The organism is Cysteiniphilum marinum (assembly GCF_014857925.1).
GTDB lineage: Bacteria > Pseudomonadota > Gammaproteobacteria > Francisellales > Francisellaceae > Caedibacter > Caedibacter marinus.
The window spans coordinates 1-23,908 of sequence record NZ_JACYVZ010000014.1; the positions used below are offsets into that span (position 1 = coordinate 1).

Consider the following 23,908-nt stretch of genomic DNA (forward strand, 5'->3'; position numbering starts at 1 on the left):
ATGTTTGCCTGACATAATTTTTGTTATCTTGTGAATGATATTTAACTATGCTGGTTACCATATTTCATTTACTCAAAACCGGCAAAGATAAATGTCGCCGACCGGCAAAGATAATTGTCGTTCAATACTTTGACGCACCCAATGATACTATCGATCAACTTTTTTACGGTGAATAAATGTATTTACTCGATACCCATTATTTAATTTGGCTATTATATGAGCCTCAAAAACTCTCAGCCAAATTGACTAAAATCATTGAAAATACTGATAATGATATCTTTTTCAGTGCAATGAGCATCTTTGAAATCACCATTAAAGAATCTATTGGCAAACTCAAAGTTGCTCCTGATTTTACTAATCATCTTGAAGAATCCGGATTACAATCTTTACCCTTTCTAGCTGATCACGCCAATTGGTTACGCACGTTAACACTCGATATTCATAAAGACCCATTTGATCGTGCTTTAATCGCTCAATCGGCTGTCGAAGGCATAAACTTAATCACTCAAGATCGACTGATTTTAGAATATCGCAATGTGTTTCGTCATATTAAGGATTTGTGAACGGTTTCCTTCCAAACTTTAAGCTAGCAATTAGCAAAAATTTTCGATGCGTTTATTCTTCTCCAATTGCTGATACAGCTCCTTAAAGTATTTCTTTTGCCCCCAAATATTCCAATCCCCAATCACATATAAATTCCTCTTTGCTCGAGTAATTGCCACATTGAGTAAATTTGGTTTACCTGAAGCCCACCAAGCACCCCCTTCATTTTGTTGATCACAACCCAGAGCAAGAATAACCGTCTCATTTTCTTTGCCTTGGAAAGTGTGAACTGTACCAATATTATTCTTAATCCAAAAACTCAATTCCTTATACCCCACATTATTAAAGATACTAGACTGACTCATAAGTCGATACATCAATGCTTGTAGTTCCTTCTTTACTGCCTTAAATGGCGTAATTACATATATACTACTCAGTGCGCTCTTACTATTTTTAGTAACCTCCTGTAATAAATATGATACTCGCTCTCCAATTTCTGGCACATACTGCTTAACCGTACAAATACCTCTGACCTGAATCCATTTATTCTGCCCCAAGCTAGAATGAAGCTGTGGTTGTATTTTTTCATTTTCAAAGCCATGGATCATCCGACTTTCATACGCTATTTTATTTGCCACACTAAACATAGGATCAATGCACCTTCTATGCACCCACAAAGGAATACCAATCCAAGTTTTCTGATTATTAATTGATATATTACAGCCATATTGATTTGCCCGATCCGCTACCTGCTGAACAGAATACTGGTAGGGTAACCAATCTTGATATGAGTTTGGCAAGACACTATCCATGAGCTTATCAACTAATTTTTGTGGTGTCGTAAAAACAGGTTCAATTTGCAAAGGATCTCCAACTACAACTGTTCGCTTCGCACGCCAAATACTACCTACTGCTGCATGAGGAACTGCTTGACCAGCCTCATCAATCATTAACCAACCCAACTGCGCACATCCAATTGATCTAAACATATTTCCAACAGATGCAAATGTCGTAGATAAAACGGGAACCATCAAAAACAGAGATTTCCATAAGGTTTCCTGCCTTATTTGACATCCTCCTTGCAAAAGTTGACTTAACCCAAACAAGACATTTTGCCTAAATAGTTCATAGCAACTGGCTTCATAAAGCCAAGATTGATGTAAATGCATTGCACAAACAAATAGTTCAGATCTCAAACAATTCAAATGCTCACTTTGCCAATAACTTTGTCTTTGGGTGTCTACATCATAAATACTATGAGTATGACAGGGTATACGCAAATCCACTAATGACTGATTTAATTTCTCAAATAAAGCTTCTTTGTTTTTAAATTGTAAAACCGCTTTACCAAGCGCTTCTTGGGCTTTTTCAAGATTGTTTTTTAGATGATTTAATTTCACTTTCCTATCAAAGTCCACATGCGTATCTTTAAATGATAGGTACAATTTTCTTTGCTCAAGCAACTCTTTGGTTATGGTTCTTAACTGATTTTGGTAAGCTTTAACTTTTGCTCTTTTAAAAAGATATGATAACCAATGAGGTTTTTTAAAAAGGCTAAGCTCGTCCTCTATAAACTTAATTCTTTCTTCAAAACGTTTGCATTTCTCCTCAATAGACTCATTTAGTGCAACATAATCTTCATAAGCCAATTTAGCAACATCTAGTGCCTGCCTCTGTTCTATCGTTGCCTTATCTTTATTATATTCTTTAAAATATGCTTGTAACTCCTGAAATTTTTTAATCTTATCTCGATATCTCTCCAGTTCATCATATTTCTTATTAAATTTATATTTTGCTTGTGAAAAGCTTTCTATTTTTTCTTGCTCCACATCTCGCCAGCGCCAAAAGTTTAAGTAATCAAATCCTGTTGGACGTTTACTTTCTTGCTCTGAATATGGTTGGTAATGCTTTGTATAAAACATTCTATCTACTAGATTCTTTCTATTACGTGAGCTTCCACCTGCTGCTGAAATCAAGCCCCAACAATGCTCTTGGTCACTCATCACTTGCAAGCGCCCTTTCCTTTTCTTAGCGTTTACTTGGTTAGCAACTGATGATAAATAGGATAAATCACTAAATAAACCATCAATGTCTTTTCTCAAGGGAAGCTCTTTTGAAATATTTTCCACTGCTTTGTTATTAGATGATGCAACAACCATTTCAAAGCCAAAAAGCTCTGATTTAGGATAAAACTGCTCATCCAATGACTTTCTAACATCATCAAAAGAAGCCAACACCTTCGATCGATTAACCAAATTTTCAGCAACAATATCACGCAACAGCGTTGTTTTACCGGTTCCAGGCGGTCCATTTATTGATAGCACTCCCTCATTATGCAATTCGTCAAAAACCGTATTGATAGCAAACTGCTGCATTAAAGACATCTGATGTGATACTTTTGAAGGCCATCTTGCTCTTGGCGTCATATCTGGTGACAACTTATCTGCAATTAGTGGTAACGCATTTGGAGTGTATAAATCAACATGTTTTTCATCAACAAAGCTTAAATAGCTCATTAATGGCTTATGGTCAAAACCTGCTGATAAAAAGCAAATCACTCTTTCGATATCTTCTATATAAAAGCTATTGAGAATAGGCATTACAAATTCATTTGTATCATTTTCCTCATCAGCTTCTTGAGCACCTTCCTCCTCCTCACGTCTATCAAACAATAGGTTATCTCGAGATAAACCATTTTCCATACCATCATGTCTTAATAATTTTAGCTGCTCTTCTTTTTTGCTACTTTTAATTTCTTTCCAATCAATTTTAAAAAGCCAAAGGTTATCTTCCAGATTTAAATTAGCCCAATCATTTAGCAACTTACTAAGTTTATATAATGAACTTGCATTTAAAACTTTTAAACCCTCATTATCAGGATGTAGTGGCAGCTCATTTTCTATACGATACAAGCCCTCTTGCAATTTCTCACAACTTTTTTCAAACTCTGTCATTACAAGTTGATCTAAAGCATTTTGACAAAGCTTACCCAAAGCCCAAGGCAATGTACTTACTGACATAGTATCAAACAAAGGCATTCCATTTTGATCAACGGTTAACTTGGCATAACAGCTAAAACCTTCTGTTAAATTTTCATCTTTGCGCTCTTCCCATTCTACTTCTTGATAACCATCTGATACTTCATTAAACACATTATCAACTATCGTATTTATTTCGTTTAAATCAAATAGATTGATATGTAGTGTATACATTGCATGCTGTTCTGGATAAAGACCTATCTGAAGTCTGGCGTTTGTATCTAACCAAGGTAAAATAGCATCCTGCTGCCTTTGTAGTTCATCAAATGTAATTTTAACTCCTTTATTTTCGTAGTTACTATCATCTGGAATTTTATAAGGTTGAAAAAACTCAACTTTATGCCACGCCCTTAATATTGCTATTGCATTATTAATTTGTTCTTGCTTTGTTACATCTACTAATTTCGTCATATTGATTATCTACTCAAATCCATCAAAAAACGAGTAATATCTTGCCAATTATTAACCACATCAACACCCCACACCACTTAATACACTTTTCCCGCCTGAGATTGGAGTGACCTTGATCTGCGAGCTAATGCGCTCTTTTAATGCAGGAACATGTGAAATCACACCGATTAATTTACCATCTTGCTGCAAATGTGATAGTGCTTCCAACGCCACCTCTAACGCATCTTCATCCAATGTACCAAAACCTTCATCTAAAAACAAAGAGTCAACACGAACTTTTTGGCTAGCCATTTTGGATAAACCAAGCGCTAAAGCCAAACTCATAATAAAACTCTCACCGCCTGAGAGGTTTTTTGTCGTGCGTATTTCTCCTGCTTGATAATTATCAATTACATTTAGCTGTAAAGGCTCATTACTATCGCGAATAAGCAAATAGCGATCACTCATCTGTTGTAATTGCTGATTGGCATAATTAACCATTAACTCAAACGTTAAGCCTTGAGCAAAGTTGCGATACTTTTTACCATCTTGTGAACCAATCAACGCTCTAAGATTTGCCCATTGTTGCGCTTGTGCTTTTTGCTTATCAACACTTGCTAGCTTATTTTTAAATGCCAGCACTGCACTATCATGTTCTTGTAATTGCGTGTTTAATGACCCTAAACTTTCATACGTTTGTTGCTTTTCATTTTGGATAAACTGTTGCTGCAGCAGCAAATCTTCGAGTTTCTCATCTGTCAATGGCACAGTATGAATTTGGTTATACTCATTCCTTTTGACATTTAATTGACTATCTATATCACGCCAATGATTTTGTAATTGCTCCGCTTCCTGTTGCAATGGTTTGATTTGATCTATTTGCTTTAAAAGCTCTTTAAAGGCCTTTTCATCCATTATATTGTATAACTTTAGCTGTTCATAAAAATCCTGTTGCCGACGTGTATACTCATTATCTTTTTCTATTTGCAATGCCTGATAGGTAGTTAATTGAGTATTCAATTCAAGTATTTTATCATTAATCAATTTTACTTCTTCAGCGAAATGATCATATTGCTTTTGCGCCTGATCAACTGCCTGTTGCAATTGTTGCTCATAATCATCGGGATCTTTATCTGCAAATAGCTGTTGCCGATCTTGGACAAGCGATTTCTTTTCCTCATTGAGGCTAACTATTGCTGCTTGCTCTTGTTGTATAGAAAGATTGCTCTGCTTAATTTGCTGTTCAACAAGATTTAGTTGTTCAGTAGACTGTTGTTTTTGTTGTGCATAGTTTTGCAGTGCCTGTTGCGTTTTTTGCCATTGATTCAAACGTTGTTGTAATTGCGTATTGATTTCAGAGAGTTGCCCAGCATGTGTTACTACCATGCCATATTTATTCAACATTTCATTAAATTGACACATTGCCTTTGATACGCTTTCTTGCGCTAGTGATCGTTGCTCTTTTGCTTTAGCTAATACTGATTTGGCACTTGTTACTTTTTCATCTGCCACACGTAACTGTGTCGTTAAATCACCATGCACTTGCTGCTTTTGAGCGACCTGCTTCTCTTGCTCTGCAACTTCTTTTTGTGATGCTTTTATTTTTTTAATCTGTGATTTCAATATTTTAATGTCATCAGCTGAATCAAAAACTGGTAAGCCTTGTGTATAAGGGTGATCCAAGGCACCACACAAAGGACAAGCCTCACCATTAATGAGCTTGTGGCGCTCTTTCTCTAAATGAATAATGACTTTTTGCTGCTCTTGGATATGCAGTTTAAGCTCTAAAGTCTCCTCATAATCTTCAAGCTGCTTACCTGCCAATATACTTTCAAGATTAAGATTTAATGTTGTCAAATACTGCTGAGCTTGATCTAATTCATTATTGGCAGCATTTGCTGATTGTTGGCATTGATCTTGTTGCTGCACAGCCTGATCTAGTTGCTTTTGCGTCTTTTCAACTTCAGTATGATAACCATTAAGTGCATTGTGCTTATCATTGACTGAAGTGGCTTGCACTTTGATGCTTTGAAAATCACTAACCAAGCTCTGATCAACCGCATGATCCTGAGTGTATAAAATATTATCTTGATTGGCTTTATCAAGCTTAATGATACCCTGTTGGATACTTTCTCTCTGCTTCTGTTGATTCGTCAGCTCAGTATTTAATGCATTGACTCTCTTTGCAAGCTGATGCAATTGATCTTGTTTATGTTGAATATTATGATCAAGCTTGCGCACGTCTTTAATGATTGGAGTTTGTTCTACTTGAGCTTCTTTGGCTTGTTGCCAACCTGCTTTTGCCTTATTAGATTTTTCTACAAATTTATCCGCATCTTTTTGCAACTGTGGACGCTTAAGCTGCAAAGTATCAATCTGATCTTTCACTTTGTTTAGCTCAGCATAAACTCCCTGATAAGCATCATAAATTGGCTTAATCTCTTTAGCTTGCTGTAAACGGATCAATTGCTGCTGCTTTGGTTTGAATGCATCTTGCTGTTGCTGTATATGCTCATATTGCTCTTGTAGTTGCGACACCTCATGTTCAAGCTTCTTAATGGTTTGAAGCCAATTCACTTTATCACTTAGGACTTTTTCGCTAGTATCTAATCGCTCAATCAATGACTTGTTAATGACAAGATCATTATTTAGCTGTATCAGCTTCTCTTGCGACAATACCTGAATACCCTCTAGCTCTTTCTGTAATAATATGACTTTATCTGTTTCCTGCTTATCACGCGCATATACCATTTTGGAAATATCACTATAAATTTCAGAGCCTGTCATTTGCTCTAAGATTTCAGATCGTTCATCTGATGACGCTTTTAAAAAGGCGGTAAAGCCTCCTTGTGCTAACAAAATTGATTTACAAAAGCGCTTAAAGTCCATTCCTGTTTTGTGCTCAACGAGCTCTTTAACTTTTTTGATTTTTGTTTCTAATACTTTAGCCTTATTATAATCACTGATTTCATGCTTTGGTGATTGCAACTTTCCATCTGCTTTGCCTCGCGCTTTGCGTTGACTCCAATGACATTGATACACACCTTCATTCGTCTGAAATGTAATTTCTGCAAAACATTCTCCTGTTTGGCGTGACATTACTTCATTGACCGATTCCGAGATGATTTTTAGTCGTGGCGTTTGCCCATAAAGCGCCAAACAAATCGCATCTAATATGGTTGATTTACCCGCTCCAGTTGGCCCTGTAATTGCAAACAAACCATTATCTATGTAATCAGGATCAGTAAAATCAATTGACCATTCACCATATAAAGAGTTTAAATTTTTGAATCGTAAATTGAGGATTTTCATGGTTTGTCCTTAATTATATTACTGCTTCGTATAATTAGCTTTGCCCTTAACTCGTCATATTCCTAAAATTAGGCTTTGGGATATTAAAAGCATCATTTGGAGATTCGATATGTTTTAGCAAATTTTTGACCTTAGCTTCATTTAGTGGATTCTTTTTAGCAACCTTTTCTAAGGCAGGCTTGATGGTTGCGTTAAAAAAGTTTGTAGCCTGATCATTAACACACCCCAACACTCTAGAAAATTCAACATCACATATTACGCTATCACTTGAAAATAAAGTAATGTAGTCATATTCTTTATAAAGTCTAAAGCTAGCAAGCTCAAAAATCCGACCTTGAGTTGTTATTGATTCATTTATAAGTTGAGTTAGTGGTTTTTTGTTAGTCTGCCAATACTTTTCAGATGATCCCTCTAATGCTTTCTTTAGCTCCTGACTTTTTATGCTGCCCATCGGTGTGGGAGGACAAACACTAAGGTTGTTCTCATAAAAATCCACCAACTGTTTAATTAACTGTTCACTAATCTCTTGACATTGCACACTATCAACCAATGCCAGATGACTTAACAGCTCATCAACCTGAGCAATTGCGTAAGATGGTAATTGACTAAATTGATTTTGAAAATCAACTGATAGTCTAATAAATTCCTCGCACTTTTTGATAAGCATTTCTTCTGTTATGTCAAAGTTACAAAAGAAGTAGCTTTTTATTTTCTCCTGCAAACTATTAATTTCGGTTTGTTTAATACTATATTCAACATCACCTTTAATGCACTCCTTTAGATAAGATTCATCCTCAATATAACCATCTTCTACGGCTTTTCTCAGTAAATTCAATAACGTCCTCTCTTGGTGTGGTAGAACGTGATATTGATATTGTTGCAAAAATTCAAAAAATCTTTGATCTATCCACTGAACTTCTTCTTGTTGTTGACTAGTTCTATTCGCTACTGAATGAAACACATAGTTTGCTTGATCCTGCTGATAGCCTTCAAAAATATAATCTAAACTAGGGACACTGTCATCATGCTCAGAATAGTAGCAGTAAGCATATAACGTAAATAGCTTGATAAACTCATCATTAGTTTCTTCATCAAAGTCATTAAGTATTTTTGAAAAAAGGTCGACAAATAATTGCGTTATTTTAAATATTATTCTCACATTTTTTATCTCTAAACTACCAATATATTTCCGTATTGCTTTTTTATAGCCTTCTTCAAGATCAGTATGATCAAACGCAAAATCTATATTATCTATACTTCTCTTTAATCGAATATGTCTATCAATTACTTTATCTAAGTAATTAGCGTATGTTTTTGATTTTGTATCATCTAAAATTATAAAAATCTGACAATTGGATTGCCTAAGCTTCTCTACAAGCCCCATAAATAAATTTAAGCTATCTGAAGCCGTATCTTCATTAGTCCTTTGAGTAAAACGCTCAAGATCATCAAAGACAATTACACGATCTTGAATGTTAGTCTGATAATATATTTCCTCCCAAAGCTTACCATATGATCTAACTTGTGGTAAAAGCTTAATATAATATAGAAGCTTAGATAGCCACGACTTTTGCTGATAGTCTGCTGCAATTATTTCTGTTTGCAGCTCATTAACAGTTGCTACACCAAATAGAGAAATATAAATCCATTTGTCTTTTTTATAAGCCATGTGATTTTTTATAAAGTGAGTTTTACCTACACCAACTAAACCCGTAAGTGCACAAACAAATGGCTGATGACTTTCAAGTATTTTATTAAAACGTTTAATAAAAGCTTGACCACCTATAAATTCATCAACCACTTGTTTCTTTTGAAATAGCCTGACTCCATAAATAATTATCGCCAACAAGATAACCGTAATTAGCCACCAATAAGATAAAATTACTTCACGGAATAGCCAAGTGGATATATTCAATAAGCTTTGTTTAATTCCCCATACCCAAGCAAACACAGTGATGGAAACTATCAGACATAACCATACCTTAACTCTATTATAAAGCTTCAAACTCCACTCCTTTCAATAACCTCAAACAACTGATAAAAATTTGTCATCTGTAGCGCTGTATTATCAAGCATATAACGAATTAGCTGAGCATTATCATATTGCCTAACATCTTGCGGCATCAACTTTATTGAGCTATCAATGGCTATTTGATGCTGTTGAGCAATGTCCTCAACGACTGTTGTGTTTGTCTTTTCAAACTTAGGGCAAACATCTTTAATTGATTTCTTTTTATCCTCGGTATAATGCAAAGTCAACCAACGCTCAAAGTTTGGCACTGACACAATAATTAAGAAGCTTTTTGCTGATTGAAAAATCTTCTTTTTTTGAGAAAACTCCTTAATTTTCTGCTGATCTCGATCACCATCAATAACGACAATCACGCTTTGGCTATCATTAAAATCAGTTGTTATCACTCTATTTTCAATATTCTGAATATTTGCTTTATCATTGCCTTTCATTGGAAAAGTTATCTTTGCATCTATTTCTAACTGTTTAAAAATAGATTTAATATAAATCTCTTCTGTTTTACCTTCCACGAAAAATAAAAATTGATGTGTTATTGGCTGCCTCTTATTTGCTTTGGTATAGCGTTTTATCCTTGCCATCTTCTATATCCTTAGCTATTAAATAAATGGGGTACCGCCCAAACTGCCACTGAGATAGTATTTACTTAACTTTTTATCAGATTTTAAAATAAATTCATCAAATGCAACAAGTTTAGCACCATTATCTTCTTTCTGAACTAACCAAAACTCATCTTTACGTAAGAACGATAAATCCAATAAATGCGTATCGTGTGTGGTAATAATCAACTGACTTTTTGCATTATGATCTAATACTGCCAATATATGTTCGCGGATCAACTCCTTGGCTAGTTGAGTATGCAAGCTTCGATCAACCTCATCAATAATCACAACAGTATTTGGGTCATGCTTTAGCTTTAATAGTAAAGGAAGCAGCTCAATGATACGTCTTGTGCCATCAGACTCATCATTAAACTCAAAATTAAGATATTGTCCATCATCTGTTTGATGACGTAACATGATTTTATACACATCAAGACTATCTGAGTCTATTTTTTTTGTGACATAAACTAAAGAGCGATCTGGGAGAGCTAACATCATTGGGCGATTATTTCTTATATTTTCGACTATAAAGTCATAAAAGGATCGGGGCAATTCCTCCTTTAAAGTTCGCTCTGAAGCAATCTCAAGTTCTATACTATCAATCCCCAAATCAAATTGTTTTATTGATGCATTTATCTCTTCCAGTTTTAAAGGAATATCATTCATTCCATCTCGAGTGTCTGGACTTACTAAAATCAACTTATCATCAAACCAGTCATAAACTGCTTCAAAATGCTCTTTATTATCGATAGCTTGCTCTACCATATGAGAAACAAATAACTTATTCGTAGGCATCCGCTTAATAAGCGTCATAAACTCTCCATCGCCTTCTAAAAGCGCCCCTGAATAATCACCATCAGCAACATCTCTGACAAATAGTATCTGTTCCGTTGTTGGTTTTAGCAGTAACAATTTTTCATAATAAATTTGAGTTTTATCCAGCGTAAATTCATATTGATATATTTTGTCATTCATAAAAAAGATAAAACTAAAAAAGCTTTTTTCAGTGTGTTCTCCTAAGCAATAGGCTTTTAAGTCACGTATATCGCCATGTTTAAAACATATTAAACGCTTACAAAAAGCTATCGCATCGACAAATGATGTTTTGCCTGAATTATTAGCTCCATACATTGCAGAAAATGGCAATACTGCCTCATGTGACTTACCGGTTTGCTGGTATTTTACCATTAGCAAATGCTCTTTATTATTCTTAAGACGTGTGTTGGCATCCATTGAAAATGTATTTAATTCTTTAAAACATTTCCAATTTTTAAAGGAAAACTCTAATAACATCGCTATATACCACCCAGATAATCACTTATAACAATAATTTTTTATGAAACAAACCTGAATCATACACACATTTTCACCATTTAAAAATCGATTTTTTCGATTTTTAAATAATTTTAGTCTTAACTTGGTCATGTGGCTTTCACTGCGCTTGCACATCTTCCTCAACAAGCTGCATCATAATCTCCTGATAACAATCCATCAAAACAGCTTGTTGATCTTTTGGAATATCATACGCAGCTAAGCAACGCTCAAATACTTCTATTTCATCGAGGTCCTCTAGTGTTTCACTACTTTGAGATTGGCTTATTGCTTTATCAATTATACGTTTGTTTTTGATGCGTCTGATCTCAAGTTCACTACCTTGAATATGAGCATTAATCTGCTCTGTCAGATCACTGATGATTTCTTTACCTATATATTCAATCTCAAGCCAACTATTACTTTTATCAGTGATTAACTGTGACAAGGACACCAAGATACCTTCCAGATTACCTTTAATGCTAACTAACGGTTGAAAGCATGGAACAGCAATAGATGTAATGACGCTATTGCCATCTTTAACGTCGATCATTAATACCTGCTTTTGCTGCTTAGCCTCACCAAATCCCATAGCAATCGGTGAGCCGCTATAGCGAATATGCTCTTTTTTAGCCACCATTTGCGGCACATGCAAATGCCCCAAGGCAACATAGTCTAAATCATCAGGAAATATACTCGCATCAACATGTGCTAACGAGCCAACATATAGCTCACGCACACCGTCATCAACTTCAGTCTTGCCTCCAGCGGCAAACAAATGCCCCATACCAATCATTGGCAAGTGTTCAAGCTTATACTTTTTGCAAAGCTCAATCTGCTTCTCTTTGGCGTACTGACACACCTCATGATAATGCTGCTTAATGCCTGATATTAATTTCTTATTCTTATCATCCAACGTTTCACTGGCTTCTACCTTTCTGATATCACGATCACGCAAGTAAGGTACTGCACAAATGATTGCTTGCGGTATGCCGTTATCCTTTGTCAGTGTAATCACTTCATCTTGTGGATTGTCACACGCTGCCCCTACCACATAAATGTTAAGCGCTTTTAACACACTTTTGGATGCTTCCAACAAACTTGGTGAGTCGTGATTACCTCCAATCACCACCACATGCTGACAATCCGTATTTTTAGCGACATCACTTAAAAATTGAAAATACAACTCTTGAGCATAATTACTCGGTGTTGTGGTATCAAAAACATCACCAGCGATTAATAAGATATCAATCTTATGCATTTTAATGGTTTTAACTAACCAATTTAAAAAAGCTTCAAACTCAGAATAACGTTTTTTGCCATAAAGCATGCGCCCTAAATGCCAATCAGAGGTGTGGAGGATTTTCATGATGTTATAGCTTCTTTTTTCATGTTCTCAAGTTGAATTACTTCATTAATACCCATCATCATATTAAAATGCTTTTCATGCCCTTCATTAATAAATATTTGTTTAAAAATATTAAAGTATTTATCAACAGTGTTTTCTAAACCAGAGATATGCATATCATCGTAAATAGTGTGTGAACCATCATTCACCCATGAAAGCAATGACTGACAGGTTTGTTGATCTTGGCAATTATCAAAATGTTCAGTAATCTCTTCATCTTTAAAGCCTCCCAACACCTTAAAATAATACTCTATAATTCTACGCATCGTATTTTGAAGAGTTATGTTAGAGAGTTTATCTCGATCTTTTAGCTCATCCCATAATAATTGATATGACGTTTGAATTGGATTTTCTTGAGCATATGAAATAAGTGACGTTTCTTTATTTAATTTCCTCAAAATCCAAAAATGTGTATGCTTACATTTTCTGTTTCCACTACCGTTATATGTCACTTCTTTATGAAAGTAAATATTGTGCGTTAATATAATAAGTTGCTCAACAGGATATTTTTGTTTTTGTTCTCTTAAATCAAGGATAAAATCTTTTAATAATGTACTTACCGCAAAAAGCACGCTGCTATCCAAGCTTGAAATAGGGTCATCTATTATTACCACACGTTTCTCTGAAATATTCACCTCTTCAACAGAGCCTTTGGCTAGCTGTAAAAAATATAAAAAAGTAATAAATGTCATTTCCCCTTCACTGAGTGTTTCGGTTGCAAGCTCACCATTTTCTCGCTGGATCTGATAGTGATTTTTTTGCTCTCTTGCTGAAACCAATTGAAAGTTCTCAAAACCCATATTTCTTAATAGCCTATTAATTTCATCAACGGTTGGCTGTACACTGGTAATATTTTTTTCTAAATTTTTGATCTCAGCTTTTAACTCAGAATATGCTTTCCTTTTATTATTTAATTGTTCCTCTATTGACTCAATTGCTTTGTTCAAGCCGCTTTTCCTGCCTATATAACTTCTAATTAGGGACTGGTTAACACTTATAATATACATCCACACATCTAAAATTAAACTTTCTTTTTCACGTTCATAATTTTGTACAATATCATTATGTTGTTTAATTTTTTCATTTGTCTGAATAATCAATTGATTCATGTTATGTATTATTAAAGAAGGAGTCTCTAAAGATATCGATCTGCTTGGTTCAGTTCTTTTGTTTACCATAGCAGATCCTATACTTCTCAACTCCGCTTCTAACCCCAACTGATAAGAAGAAAAAATATCTTTATCAAAATAGTCACTATACTCCGTCTCCTGTTGTGCAATTGAATTGAGCTTTGAGAGCAAATTATTACAATATTGCTCAAAACGTTCATATAACTGCATTATTGTATCGATATTCTGCTTATATTCAGTATCAAAATAGTTTTCTAATTTCTTTTTAAATTGATCATCTACCGTATCTTGTTGACAAAATGGACAAGTATTTGAACTTTCTAATAAATATTCACGTCCTTTATCTACCCAATCATTCATATTAAGTTGTTGGATTAATTTAGCAATATCAACGTCACTTTTACCAATTACACTCTTTTGCCATATCCCATTTTCAATAATAGCAATACCCTCATCAAAGTTAATCGTTATCAGTTCATTTATATGCTGCGGTGATACATCATTAAAAACAGTCTTTGCTCTTGCCTGTAGTTCATCTAATTTAATCTCTCTTAGCTCTCTTATAAACTGATCATATTTACGCACAACTTCCAAACTAAATACTTTTTTGTTTTTGATATGCCCACGAAATGCTGGTTTAAAATCTTGTTCATATTTGCGATATGCTAATTGCCAGATTTCATCTGAAAACGCCGCTGTTAGGCTATCTAATTCGCCACCAGAGCCTTTCTTATCATCAAGCGTTTTTTTCTGTTGCTTAGCTTTACTCTCTAAATCCTCAAGCTCTTTTTGTTTAGCTTGAATCATCTCAATATCTTCTTTAACTGATTTCCCCAGCGTGAAAACACCTTTAATAGAGCCTTTAAAATTTTCTTCTCGAAATTTTTTATTATATACCAAACATTGATACGGTTGATTATACTGCCAAGCTATATGACAGTTTGAATAATCATCATTACTTTGATCTGCTAGATAATTAGAAATAGTTGTCTTACCAGTACCGTTAGCGCCATAAATAAAGTTGATTTTTTTAAGTCCTTCTAACTCAACACCCTCCCCTGTATAACTGGCAATATTTTTAATGATTAGTTTTTCAATCATGTTACTTCCTTGATTAGCTCAACACAGATTCATGAAAATTATACCGGTGAAAAAACCGTCCCAGAATGAGGGATAAACATATTTTTGTACAACAAACTTGCCTCATTATCAGTCATTGACGCCAAATAATCACAAATAACACGACAACTATCTTCTTGCTCTAGCCTCGAATGTAAATTAACAGGTAAAAAACCTTTAGGATTACTTTCTAGTAAGTCAAACAGTTGCCCAAGCATGCGCTTATTTTTATGCTCCAGTCTTTGGACTCTGGGATTAGCTATAACAGTGTTGTATACAAAGTTTTTAATCGTATTTAAAGCTTGTGCTTTTTGGCTTTCTTTTGTCATTGACACGTTGAATCTAAGTAATGGCTCATCAAATTCTGTTATTTCTATTATTTCCAATGACCTAATGAGCGATTGAACAGCATTGTTAATTCCTTTTTTCATTGTTGACAGATTATCACTACATAAATCTTGAAAAATTCCTAGATTTTTATCATCAATGATTTGTAAGTCATCTTCTAATTCTTCAAGTTTATTTTTACTGATCAACCCCATAGCTAAAGAGTCTTCAAGATCATAAATACCATAGGCGATGTCATCTGCTAATTCCATAATGCTACAGTCAAACGATTTATAAGAAGTTTTCCATTTTTCACCAGACTTCTTTATGCTATTGAATTGTTTTTTATCTTTATAAGCTAATGGCTCGAGAATCCAATCAAATATCTGACTTTCAGTATCATGAATACATTTAAAGGCTCTTTGCTTCACTAACAAATTTTGCTGCATCCATTCTTGCTGCTCTTTTTTGCATTTAACTTTATCTTTGTCTTTGTCTTTAGAGCATTCTTCTCTCTCTGATAAAACTGCATTTAAAAATTGCGCGTGTTTTGCTGGGTATTTCATAACACCTAGTAAAGCTCTTCGAGTTAAGTTAAATCCATTATTTTCATAATACTCTCCAAGTTTTGTAAGCACTCTAAATGTTTGACCATTACCTTCAAAACCTCCTTTTAAAAGCATTTTATCTTGCAAAACTTGCTCACCGGCATGTCCAAAGGCAGGATGACCAATATCGTGAGCCAAACAAATTGATTCAATTAGTTCAATAGATAAATTTGGCGTATCTTTAAATCGTATCTTATCGTTATTTTCTAAATCACGAATAATACGCATGCCAACATCCGCCACCTCGATTGAATGGGTCAATCTAGTTCTAAAAAAATCATGCTCATTCACATTAAATACTTGAGCTTTTGCCTGCAATGCTCTGAAAAATTTTGAGTGTACAATTCGACTTTTATCAATGCCATAATTAGTAATATCAGCATTACCCTGAGTATACTCTCGACCTATGTTCCTACTCCACCAAACATTACTCGTCATAATTAACTCCCTTTACAATTGATTTCCAATAACGATTTTACCACACATAATAATTATTTATAGCCCTGATATAGCTACTGCTGAAACATCGAATTGAATCAAATTAACAGTCACCTAAACAAGAGTTTATTGATAATCATGGATATTCGGGTCAAGCCCGAATATGACAAGTCGTTGTCACTCTCGGACGTGACCCGAGAATCCAAAGTAATATTTGCATAGATATTTAACCATTTTAGATGGCTACTTTTCACTATGGGATAATGTGTAAATAAGTGGCATCAGCTAATACCTCTCTCCTTGTGGGAGAGGTCGTGCAGCATAAGCTGCACGGGTGAGGGGGAATTAAAACTCAACTTATTTTTAATCTATTACTATACCGTCTCATCATAATACTTTTTCAACGCACCAACCACCTCTTCCATCTGATTCGCACGCGATCCCTTAACTAAAATACGCGAAAATGTACTTTGATTTTTATTAAGATCCGCTTGTAATGCTTCAATTAAATCATGCTTATGCTCAAAGTATTGTGCATGATTTCCGGCTTCTTTAGCAAGTAATGTCATCCATGCTTTATTGCCATACAAATAGATATAATCAATGCTCGATTGTTTGATTAAGCGACCAATCTCTTGATGATAATGCTTAGCATGCTCGCCAAGCTCTCCCATATTACTAAGCACAAGATACTTCTTACCATTAAATGTCGCTAAATCATTAATTGCCGCTTTAACCGATTGAACACTGGCATTATAAGTATCATCAATCAGTGTCACATAATCATTTAAAGCAACTAATGAAAAACGTCCTTTATAAGGTTGATAATCTGCTAATGCATTAAGTGCTTTGTGAATGTCTAATTGCAAGGCATAGATAAATGAAAGTGCGGTTAATGTATTTTGAATATTATGCATACCAACAACATTTAACTGTGCTTCATAGTGATTCTTTGCCACGCTCACTCTAAAGCTCAATGTTGTTATTGATTCTGTTTGATCATATAAATAAATATCAGCTGCCGTGTTATTCATCGAGAATGTCACTTGATCAACTGCTAAAGCTTTAGCAAAAGCATTAATTCTTGGATCATCCAAATTAATAATTGCTGTACCCTGTGGCTGTATGCCTTGCAGTAAGGCACCTTTTTCAACCATTACACCATCTAGAGACTTTAACTTTTCCAAGTGTGATGCTGACACATTGGTAATGCCGGCATAATCAGGCTTGATTAACTGTGTTAAATGCGGGATTTCACCTGGGGCATTGGTTCCGGCTTCAATCACCACAAAATCAGCATCTTGTGGCGTTGACAACACTGTCATCGGCACACCAAGATCATTGTTGAAATTACCATGACTATAATGCACCTTGCCAAATGCTTTAAGCATAGATACTAACATTTCTTTGGTGGTTGTTTTGCCGCAACTGCCCGTTATTGATAACATCGGCATATTAAGTGTTTGGCGATATAAAAGGGCTAAATCAAATAGGGCTTTACGCGTATCTTTGACGATGATTTGTGGCACGTTAAGATCAGCTTGTTGTTGAGTCACTAGAACTGCAACGGCACCATTTTGTATGGCATGATCAATAAAATCATGTCCATCACGCTCGCCTTGTAAAGCGACAAAAAGCTGCCCTTGATTAATTTCTTTTGAGTTAATATGCGCGCCAGTAATTGCCATATCTTGCCCAACATACTGACAATCATTTAATTGCAAAGCCAATGACTTTAATGACTTAATCATTTTTTCTCCAAAACTCCAATACCACTTCACGTTCATCAAAGTGTGTTTTTTGATGGTTTTTATCTAAATAGGTTTCATGCCCTTTACCGGCAAGCAAAATAACATCATGAGCATTTGCAATGCTTAATGCATATTCTATCGCCTCTTTACGCGCTTCAATTACGGTAAACTGAGTAAACTCATCGTTAAATCCCGATGTAATATCTCGAACAATATCCTTAATATCATCCGTGCGATTATTATCCTCTGTCACAATCGCAAAATCAGCATATTGTTGCGCTGCTTTTGCCATTAATGGGCGCTTGCTATGCTCACGTGAGCCGCCACAACCAAACACACAATAAAGCTTGCCCTTTGTTTGCACACGCACGGCTTGTAAGGCTTTGGCTAAAGCATCTGCGGTATGCGCATAATCGATAACAACGGTTACTTTTCCATCATGTATAAGTTTTTCAAGACGTCCTTTGGGATTATGTAAATCACTTAAGGTTTTTATCACGTCATCAAATGGATAATCGTTTGCCAATAAAGCACAAACGACTGCGGTAATATTGCTGATATTGTATTCACCCATAATGGGGATTGTAATAGCTAATACCTTGTTGTTTTTAAAAAATATATCAACCACAAAGCCTTGCGGCGATATCGATGTTATTGGCATATAACAATCGGCTTTACTATTAACGATGCTAAAACTAAAAATTTCTTTCTGTTGCTCTTCAATCAACTCATCATACAAACGCCTACCATAGTCATTATCAATATTAATCACACATTTCTTGACACTTGCTAATTTAAATAACTGACGCTTGGCTTGAAAATATTGCTCCATCGTCTGGTGGTAATCCAAATGATCGACATCAAGATTACTAAAAATCGCCGTTTGAATATTGACATTGAGAATACGCTGCTGACTAATGGCATGTGATGACGCTTCCATGGCAACCGTATCAGCATCTTGATCATAAAAGTTCTTAAGTACCCGCTGTAAGCTTAGATTATCTAAAGTCGTTAAAGCAGAAGCTTCAAGTTTTGGAAATATACCATTACCAATCGTTCCAAGCACACCGACTTTATGCTTAAGCCTTGTCATGCTTTGCGCCAAGAAATGACAAATTGAAGTTTTACCATTAGTACCTGTTACTGCAAAGACACTTTGTTGCTCGGATGGGTAATCATAAAACCAACTTGCTAAGCTTGCGAGAATTGATTTTAAATTCCGAATTTCAATAACAAAAGGAATATCCTGTGGATCAATTAAATTGACATCCTCAACCAAGATCAATTGAACACCTTGAGCGCGTAATTCATTGACATAACGATGCCCATCATGCATTTGCCCTTTAAGTGCAATAAAGCCATCGTTTTTTGTGACTAAACGATGATCTTGATAAAGGTTTTCAATGAGAAAATAAGAATGATTTTTAAGATCTACAGTCTGATAAGCAGTTGATTGTAATGCATTAATTTCAACTAGAAAGGCTCTGATTTGAGCAATAGTTTTCACGATTATTGATTGATTAGCTTGGCCATGACCATATTTCTACCCACTTTGATTGTATAAGCGCTGGCTGAGCGTAAGTCGAAGCCTCTATGAGAGTGTATTACCCTTCGACTTACGCTCAGGGTACGGTGAGCACTTGTGGGTAAATGTTTAGTCCTAGACATTAGTTTATTTCACTTGACGCTTTTCTTTAACAGCAGATGCTAGTTTATCAAGCATCTCAACCGTTTCATCCCAACCAACACAAGCATCAGTAATACTTTTGCCATACTCTAATGGAGTAACAAAAATCGATTGATTGCCTTCTTTTAAGTTACTCTCGATCATCACACCAAGAATATCTTGACTACCTGCTTTGTATTGATCACAAATATCATCGATCACCAATGATTGTTTTTTGTAATCTTTGCTGCTATTACCATGACTGCAATCAATCATTACCTTTTGTGGCAAGTGATGCTCTTTTAACGCGCTAGCGGTTTGATCAACATATTCCTTGGCATAGTTTGGTCCATCATTGCCACCACGCAAAATAATATGTGCATCAGCATTGCCTGTTGTTTCAAAAATCGCCGTTGTGCCTTGCTTGGTCACACCTAAGAAATGATGCTTTGATTTCGCTGCTCTTACTGCATCAACCGCAATCCCAATGCTTCCCTTAGTACCATTTTTAAAGCCTATTGGACAAGATAAGCCTGAGGCCAACTCACGATGCACTTGACTCTCAGTCGTACGCGCACCAATAGCACCCCATGCAATCAGATCCGAAATATACTGTGGACTAATCACATCTAGAAACTCAGTTGCGCACGGTAACCCCATATCTGAGATATCCAATAACAACTGGCGTGCCATACGTAAACCTTTGTTGATTTTAAAGCTATTATCTAAATCAGGATCATTAATCAATCCTTTCCAACCCACTGTCGTTCTTGGTTTTTCAAAATAGACGCGCATAATCACAACAAGCTCATCAGCATGCTTTTTCGCTTCACTCAATAAAAGACCCGCATATTCTTTTGCCGCTTTAATATCATGTACTGAACACGGCCCAACAACGACAACCATACGATCATCTTTGTTTTGAAGCACATTGGATACTGCCTTACGCGCTGCAATCACTGTTGCCGCAGCTTCTTTGGTAATCGGATGCTCTTCATGAATAACGCCAGATGGCACCAAGGTACGTTTGTCTTTGATACGTGTATTATCTGTTTTATCGTGTATGTCTATCACGCTCTCTACTCCACTTTATACTGTTTTTTACTTTTTATTTTTTGAAGTTTTATCCACTATAACATGAATTAAGAACATGCCAACATGTCCCGCTAAATAATACCAAACAATTTGCGCAAAGAACTCATGTAGCTCTTTGATGTCATGCAGCAATGGGGCACCAATATAGTTTGCCGGAATCACAAGCCAGAGTATTCCCAATAAAGCAACTAAGAAAAGTAACAAAAACCCTAAGCCTTGAATTAACCCAGCTAACCCACCGAAATCACGATCAGGCAATTGCCGACGATACAACATTTTTATATCCTCTATCACAGGCATCAAACCTTTTTTATTGTAAGGGAAAAGATGCCCGAATTTATCTTTTTCCACTAAGCTTGCAGCACGTAATAAATAGGCTAATAACAAGAAAAATACAGTGACACCAAAAATTTCATGAAATAGAAATAATTTCAATGTCCACGGCTCAACACCTGGCTTTATTTTATGATGCATCCATTGCGCTGATAGCAATTGAAAAATAATTGCCAAAGCGAACAACCAATGAATAATATGCGCCAATACGTCATAATGTGTTTGTTTTTTCATAAATATCCCCCTCTTATGATATTTTTTGATAGACATAACGCGGCATAATTTCATCCGCTGTAATTTTATTCTCAAAGTCAATCCGAAGCAAAATGCCCAAGGCAAAGCACATAATAAGTAAGCTGCTACCTCCATAGCTAATCAGTGGCAGTGTTAAGCCTTTGGTTGGTAAAACACCGATATTCACACCAATATTAACAATCACCTGAAAAGCCACCCAGAAGCTTATACCATAAGCAACATAGCTTTGAAAATGACGATTGAGAATATAAGCAAGACTCGCAATGCGCATGCCTTTCCAGATCAAATAAGCATAAACCATAAGCAGTGTAATCACACCAACTGCACCTAACTCCTCAGCGACCACTGATACTATAAAATCAGTATGCGCCTCAGGTAGGAAAAACTGCTTTTGAATACCACTGCCTAAGCCATCACCAAACCAACCACCTCGACCATACGCAATAAGTGCTTGTACCAACTGATAACCGGTATTATTGGCATCCGCCCACGGGTTCATAAAGCCATTTAAACGCGCCAAACGATACGGTTCAAAAAGCACTAAAAAGGTTGCCGCTACACCTCCTAATATAATCAGGATAATAAACCATCTCAATTTGACACCTGCCATAAACATAATGCCAAACACACAGGTAAACATCACAACAGACGCACCAAAGTCAGGCTCTTTAAGCAGTAACCCCGCCATAGCCGCAAGAATAATCAGTGGCTTAACAACACCTTTGAATGTTTCTCTGGCAACATCACCAAAACGCACCAGATAAGATGAAAAATACATAATCGCACATAGCTTAACGACTTCTGAAACCTGCACATTAATCACAATCAAAGGTATCCAACGTCTTGAGCCATTGACCTCGCGCCCAACATGTGGAATCAACACAGCAATCAATAAAACAAACGCAATGATAAGCCATAGTTTATAGATTTTCTGATAGTTATCTGTTGGCACCAGTAGTGCACAAATCATCGCACCTATACCCAGCACGGCAAAGAAGCCTTGACGCATACAATAAAAGTAAGGATTGCCATAATCATAATTAGCATCAACCATTGATGCCGAAGTCACCATAATCCAACCAAACGCTAATAATCCCAGCACTAAAAAAACAAATGCCATATCAAGCTCAATGGTCGCTCGAACGCGCACCTTTTTGCTATTGCGCTGACTAAATAAATTACGAATAAAAAAAAGCACGCTGTTACCTTAGTTTATTAACCAATTCTTCAAAATATTCACCACGATGAGCATAGCTTAAAAAGCCATCGAAGCTTGCACATGCCGGTGATAATAACACAATATCATTTTGACAAGCGAGGGTTGTGGCAGCATTAAATGCCTCATCAAAGCTCTGACAAAGCGTACAATCAACTTCATTGGTAATGGCTTGATAAATTGACATATGATCCTGTCCATAAACGACTGCTTTTCTAACATACGTCTTAAGTACAGGTACCAACTCGCTAAAATCAGTACCCTTTGCTAAACCACCTAACAAAATAATAATGTTTTTAGTCTCCTTACTTCCTAGGCCGATAAGAGCGGCTTCGGTTGATGCAATATTCGTGGCTTTTGAGTCGTTAATATAGCGAATATTTTCAAACGTTCTAACCAAACGGCAGCGATGCGCTAGCGGATTAAATGTAGCAATTGCTGATTTAATCTTGGCTTTATCATCATCTGACAAATTCATTAATCCGTCTAAAATAACCAGCACCGCTAATATATTCTCAAGATTATGCTTGCCTTGTAATATCAACTCAGACTGGTGACAAAATACCTCGTGATGGAATATCGCTTTATCATCATCGACATAAGTAGCGTCATTATTAAAATATGAAAGAGTAGTATCCACTCTATGATTTAATAATTTTTTTTGTTTGGCATTCATCACACGATATTTGCCACGCGCAAACAATGCCAATTTAGAATTACAATATGCCTTATAATCAGCATAACGATCTAAATGATCGGGCGATAAATTAAGTACCGCAACAACATCAAACTGTGCGTGTTTTAATAAATCAATCTGAAAGCTTGAAACCTCAAGCACATAAACATCAACATTTTCATCGATAAGGCTTAAAGCAGGGGTGCCAATATTGCCACCTAAAGCAGCATTTATCCCAAGGCTTTTAAGCACATGAAAAAGCAAAGAGACAACGGTACTCTTGCCATTTGAACCGGTGACCGCAATTACTTTTTGCTTGTGTGATCTCGTTGCATTACATGCCGCAATATGTAGTGCAAATAGCTCAATATCACCAATGACTTTATGCCAATGACGATAGAGTTGATTAAATGGTGCTTTATTGACGGGAATGCCAGGAGCTACGACAATTAAATCATAGCTTTCAAGGCTAATTTCATCAAAGTTTTGATAATCAACTATAACCCTCACGTTTTTAGGGTTCTGATCGAAGATATCGATCTCTAGCGCATAAGCCTTTAGATAATCAACAACGGCAACCCCTGAAACACCAAGACCCACGACTAATACGCGTTTTATTTGTTGTGTTTGATAATAGAAAAAAGGCTTTGACTCGATCATT

The 23,908-nt window shown here is 35.8% G+C and carries 15 protein-coding genes; 1 reads left to right on the top strand and 14 read right to left on the bottom strand.

The features are described from left to right. Positions 1–176: 176 nt before the first annotated feature. The gene (locus IE867_RS07755; RefSeq protein WP_192484161.1) at positions 177–563 is read left to right on the top strand and encodes a type II toxin-antitoxin system VapC family toxin; all 387 of its coding nucleotides are present in this window, start codon (positions 177–179) and stop codon (positions 561–563) included. Between the two features lie 30 nt (positions 564–593). Here IE867_RS07755 and IE867_RS07760 read toward each other — a convergent pair whose 3' ends face one another. From IE867_RS07760 to murD, 14 genes are all read right to left on the bottom strand, one after another. Continuing rightward, entirely contained in the window at positions 594–3,992 is a 3,399-nt protein-coding gene (locus IE867_RS07760; protein WP_192484162.1) for a DEAD/DEAH box helicase, read from the bottom strand. 60 nt (positions 3,993–4,052) lie between these two features. Next, the gene (locus IE867_RS07765) at positions 4,053–7,283 is read right to left on the bottom strand and encodes an AAA family ATPase (protein ID WP_192484163.1); all 3,231 of its coding nucleotides are present in this window, start codon (positions 7,281–7,283) and stop codon (positions 4,053–4,055) included. Positions 7,284–7,329: 46 nt separating this feature from the next. Continuing rightward, on the bottom strand, positions 7,330–9,288 hold the full coding sequence (locus IE867_RS07770) for a hypothetical protein (protein ID WP_192484164.1): 1,959 nt from the start codon (positions 9,286–9,288) through the stop codon (positions 7,330–7,332). After that, positions 9,285–9,893, bottom strand: coding sequence for an RloB domain-containing protein (locus IE867_RS07775; RefSeq protein ID WP_192484165.1), 609 nt, complete (start codon positions 9,891–9,893; stop codon positions 9,285–9,287). The genes IE867_RS07770 and IE867_RS07775 overlap by 4 nt, the downstream gene beginning before the upstream one ends. Before the next feature lie 18 nt (positions 9,894–9,911). Beyond that, positions 9,912–11,207 (bottom strand): AAA family ATPase, encoded by a 1,296-nt coding sequence (locus tag IE867_RS07780; protein WP_192484166.1) that lies wholly within the window; start codon positions 11,205–11,207, stop codon positions 9,912–9,914. Between the two features lie 139 nt (positions 11,208–11,346). Continuing rightward, a complete protein-coding gene (locus IE867_RS07785; RefSeq protein WP_192484167.1) occupies positions 11,347–12,594 on the bottom strand; it encodes an exonuclease SbcCD subunit D C-terminal domain-containing protein in 1,248 nt (415 codons plus the stop codon). Next, entirely contained in the window at positions 12,591–14,864 is a 2,274-nt protein-coding gene (locus IE867_RS07790; protein WP_192484168.1) for an AAA family ATPase, read from the bottom strand. The genes IE867_RS07785 and IE867_RS07790 overlap by 4 nt, the downstream gene beginning before the upstream one ends. 38 nt (positions 14,865–14,902) lie before the next feature. Continuing rightward, a complete protein-coding gene (locus IE867_RS07795; protein ID WP_192484169.1) occupies positions 14,903–16,255 on the bottom strand; it encodes an anti-phage deoxyguanosine triphosphatase in 1,353 nt (450 codons plus the stop codon). Between the two features lie 374 nt (positions 16,256–16,629). After that, positions 16,630–18,006, bottom strand: a complete 1,377-nt coding sequence (locus tag IE867_RS07800) for a UDP-N-acetylmuramoyl-tripeptide--D-alanyl-D-alanine ligase (protein WP_192484170.1) — start codon at positions 18,004–18,006, stop codon at positions 16,630–16,632. Then, entirely contained in the window at positions 17,999–19,513 is a 1,515-nt protein-coding gene (locus IE867_RS07805; RefSeq protein ID WP_192484171.1) for a UDP-N-acetylmuramoyl-L-alanyl-D-glutamate--2,6-diaminopimelate ligase, read from the bottom strand. The genes IE867_RS07800 and IE867_RS07805 overlap by 8 nt, the downstream gene beginning before the upstream one ends. Positions 19,514–19,678: 165 nt before the next feature. Continuing rightward, positions 19,679–20,746 carry a 3-deoxy-7-phosphoheptulonate synthase gene (locus IE867_RS07810; RefSeq protein WP_318779329.1) on the bottom strand — a complete coding sequence of 356 codons (1,068 nt, stop codon included), beginning with the start codon at positions 20,744–20,746 and terminating at the stop codon, positions 19,679–19,681. Between the two features lie 27 nt (positions 20,747–20,773). Then, positions 20,774–21,334, bottom strand: a complete 561-nt coding sequence (locus IE867_RS07815; RefSeq protein WP_192484172.1) for a cytochrome b/b6 domain-containing protein — start codon at positions 21,332–21,334, stop codon at positions 20,774–20,776. 13 nt (positions 21,335–21,347) lie between these two features. Continuing rightward, positions 21,348–22,553 (bottom strand): putative lipid II flippase FtsW, encoded by a 1,206-nt coding sequence (ftsW, locus tag IE867_RS07820; RefSeq protein ID WP_192484173.1) that lies wholly within the window; start codon positions 22,551–22,553, stop codon positions 21,348–21,350. A gap of 4 nt (positions 22,554–22,557) precedes the next feature. Next, entirely contained in the window at positions 22,558–23,907 is a 1,350-nt protein-coding gene (gene murD, locus IE867_RS07825; RefSeq protein WP_192484174.1) for a UDP-N-acetylmuramoyl-L-alanine--D-glutamate ligase, read from the bottom strand. Between the last annotated feature and the right edge of the window lies 1 nt (position 23,908).

Coding starts and splice junctions, on each gene's coding strand:
- IE867_RS07780 (WP_192484166.1), bottom strand. CDS start 11,207: ATGTTATTAGAGTTTTCCTTTAAAAATTGGAAATGTTTTAAAGAATTA.
- murD (WP_192484174.1), bottom strand. CDS start 23,907: ATGATCGAGTCAAAGCCTTTTTTCTATTATCAAACACAACAAATAAAA.
- IE867_RS07765 (WP_192484163.1), bottom strand. CDS start 7,283: ATGAAAATCCTCAATTTACGATTCAAAAATTTAAACTCTTTATATGGT.
- IE867_RS07795 (WP_192484169.1), bottom strand. CDS start 16,255: ATGACGAGTAATGTTTGGTGGAGTAGGAACATAGGTCGAGAGTATACT.
- IE867_RS07815 (WP_192484172.1), bottom strand. CDS start 21,334: ATGAAAAAACAAACACATTATGACGTATTGGCGCATATTATTCATTGG.
- IE867_RS07760 (WP_192484162.1), bottom strand. CDS start 3,992: ATGACGAAATTAGTAGATGTAACAAAGCAAGAACAAATTAATAATGCA.
- IE867_RS07790 (WP_192484168.1), bottom strand. CDS start 14,864: ATGATTGAAAAACTAATCATTAAAAATATTGCCAGTTATACAGGGGAG.
- IE867_RS07800 (WP_192484170.1), bottom strand. CDS start 18,006: ATGATTAAGTCATTAAAGTCATTGGCTTTGCAATTAAATGATTGTCAG.
- IE867_RS07785 (WP_192484167.1), bottom strand. CDS start 12,594: ATGAAAATCCTCCACACCTCTGATTGGCATTTAGGGCGCATGCTTTAT.
- IE867_RS07775 (WP_192484165.1), bottom strand. CDS start 9,893: ATGGCAAGGATAAAACGCTATACCAAAGCAAATAAGAGGCAGCCAATA.
- IE867_RS07755 (WP_192484161.1), top strand. CDS start 177: ATGTATTTACTCGATACCCATTATTTAATTTGGCTATTATATGAGCCT.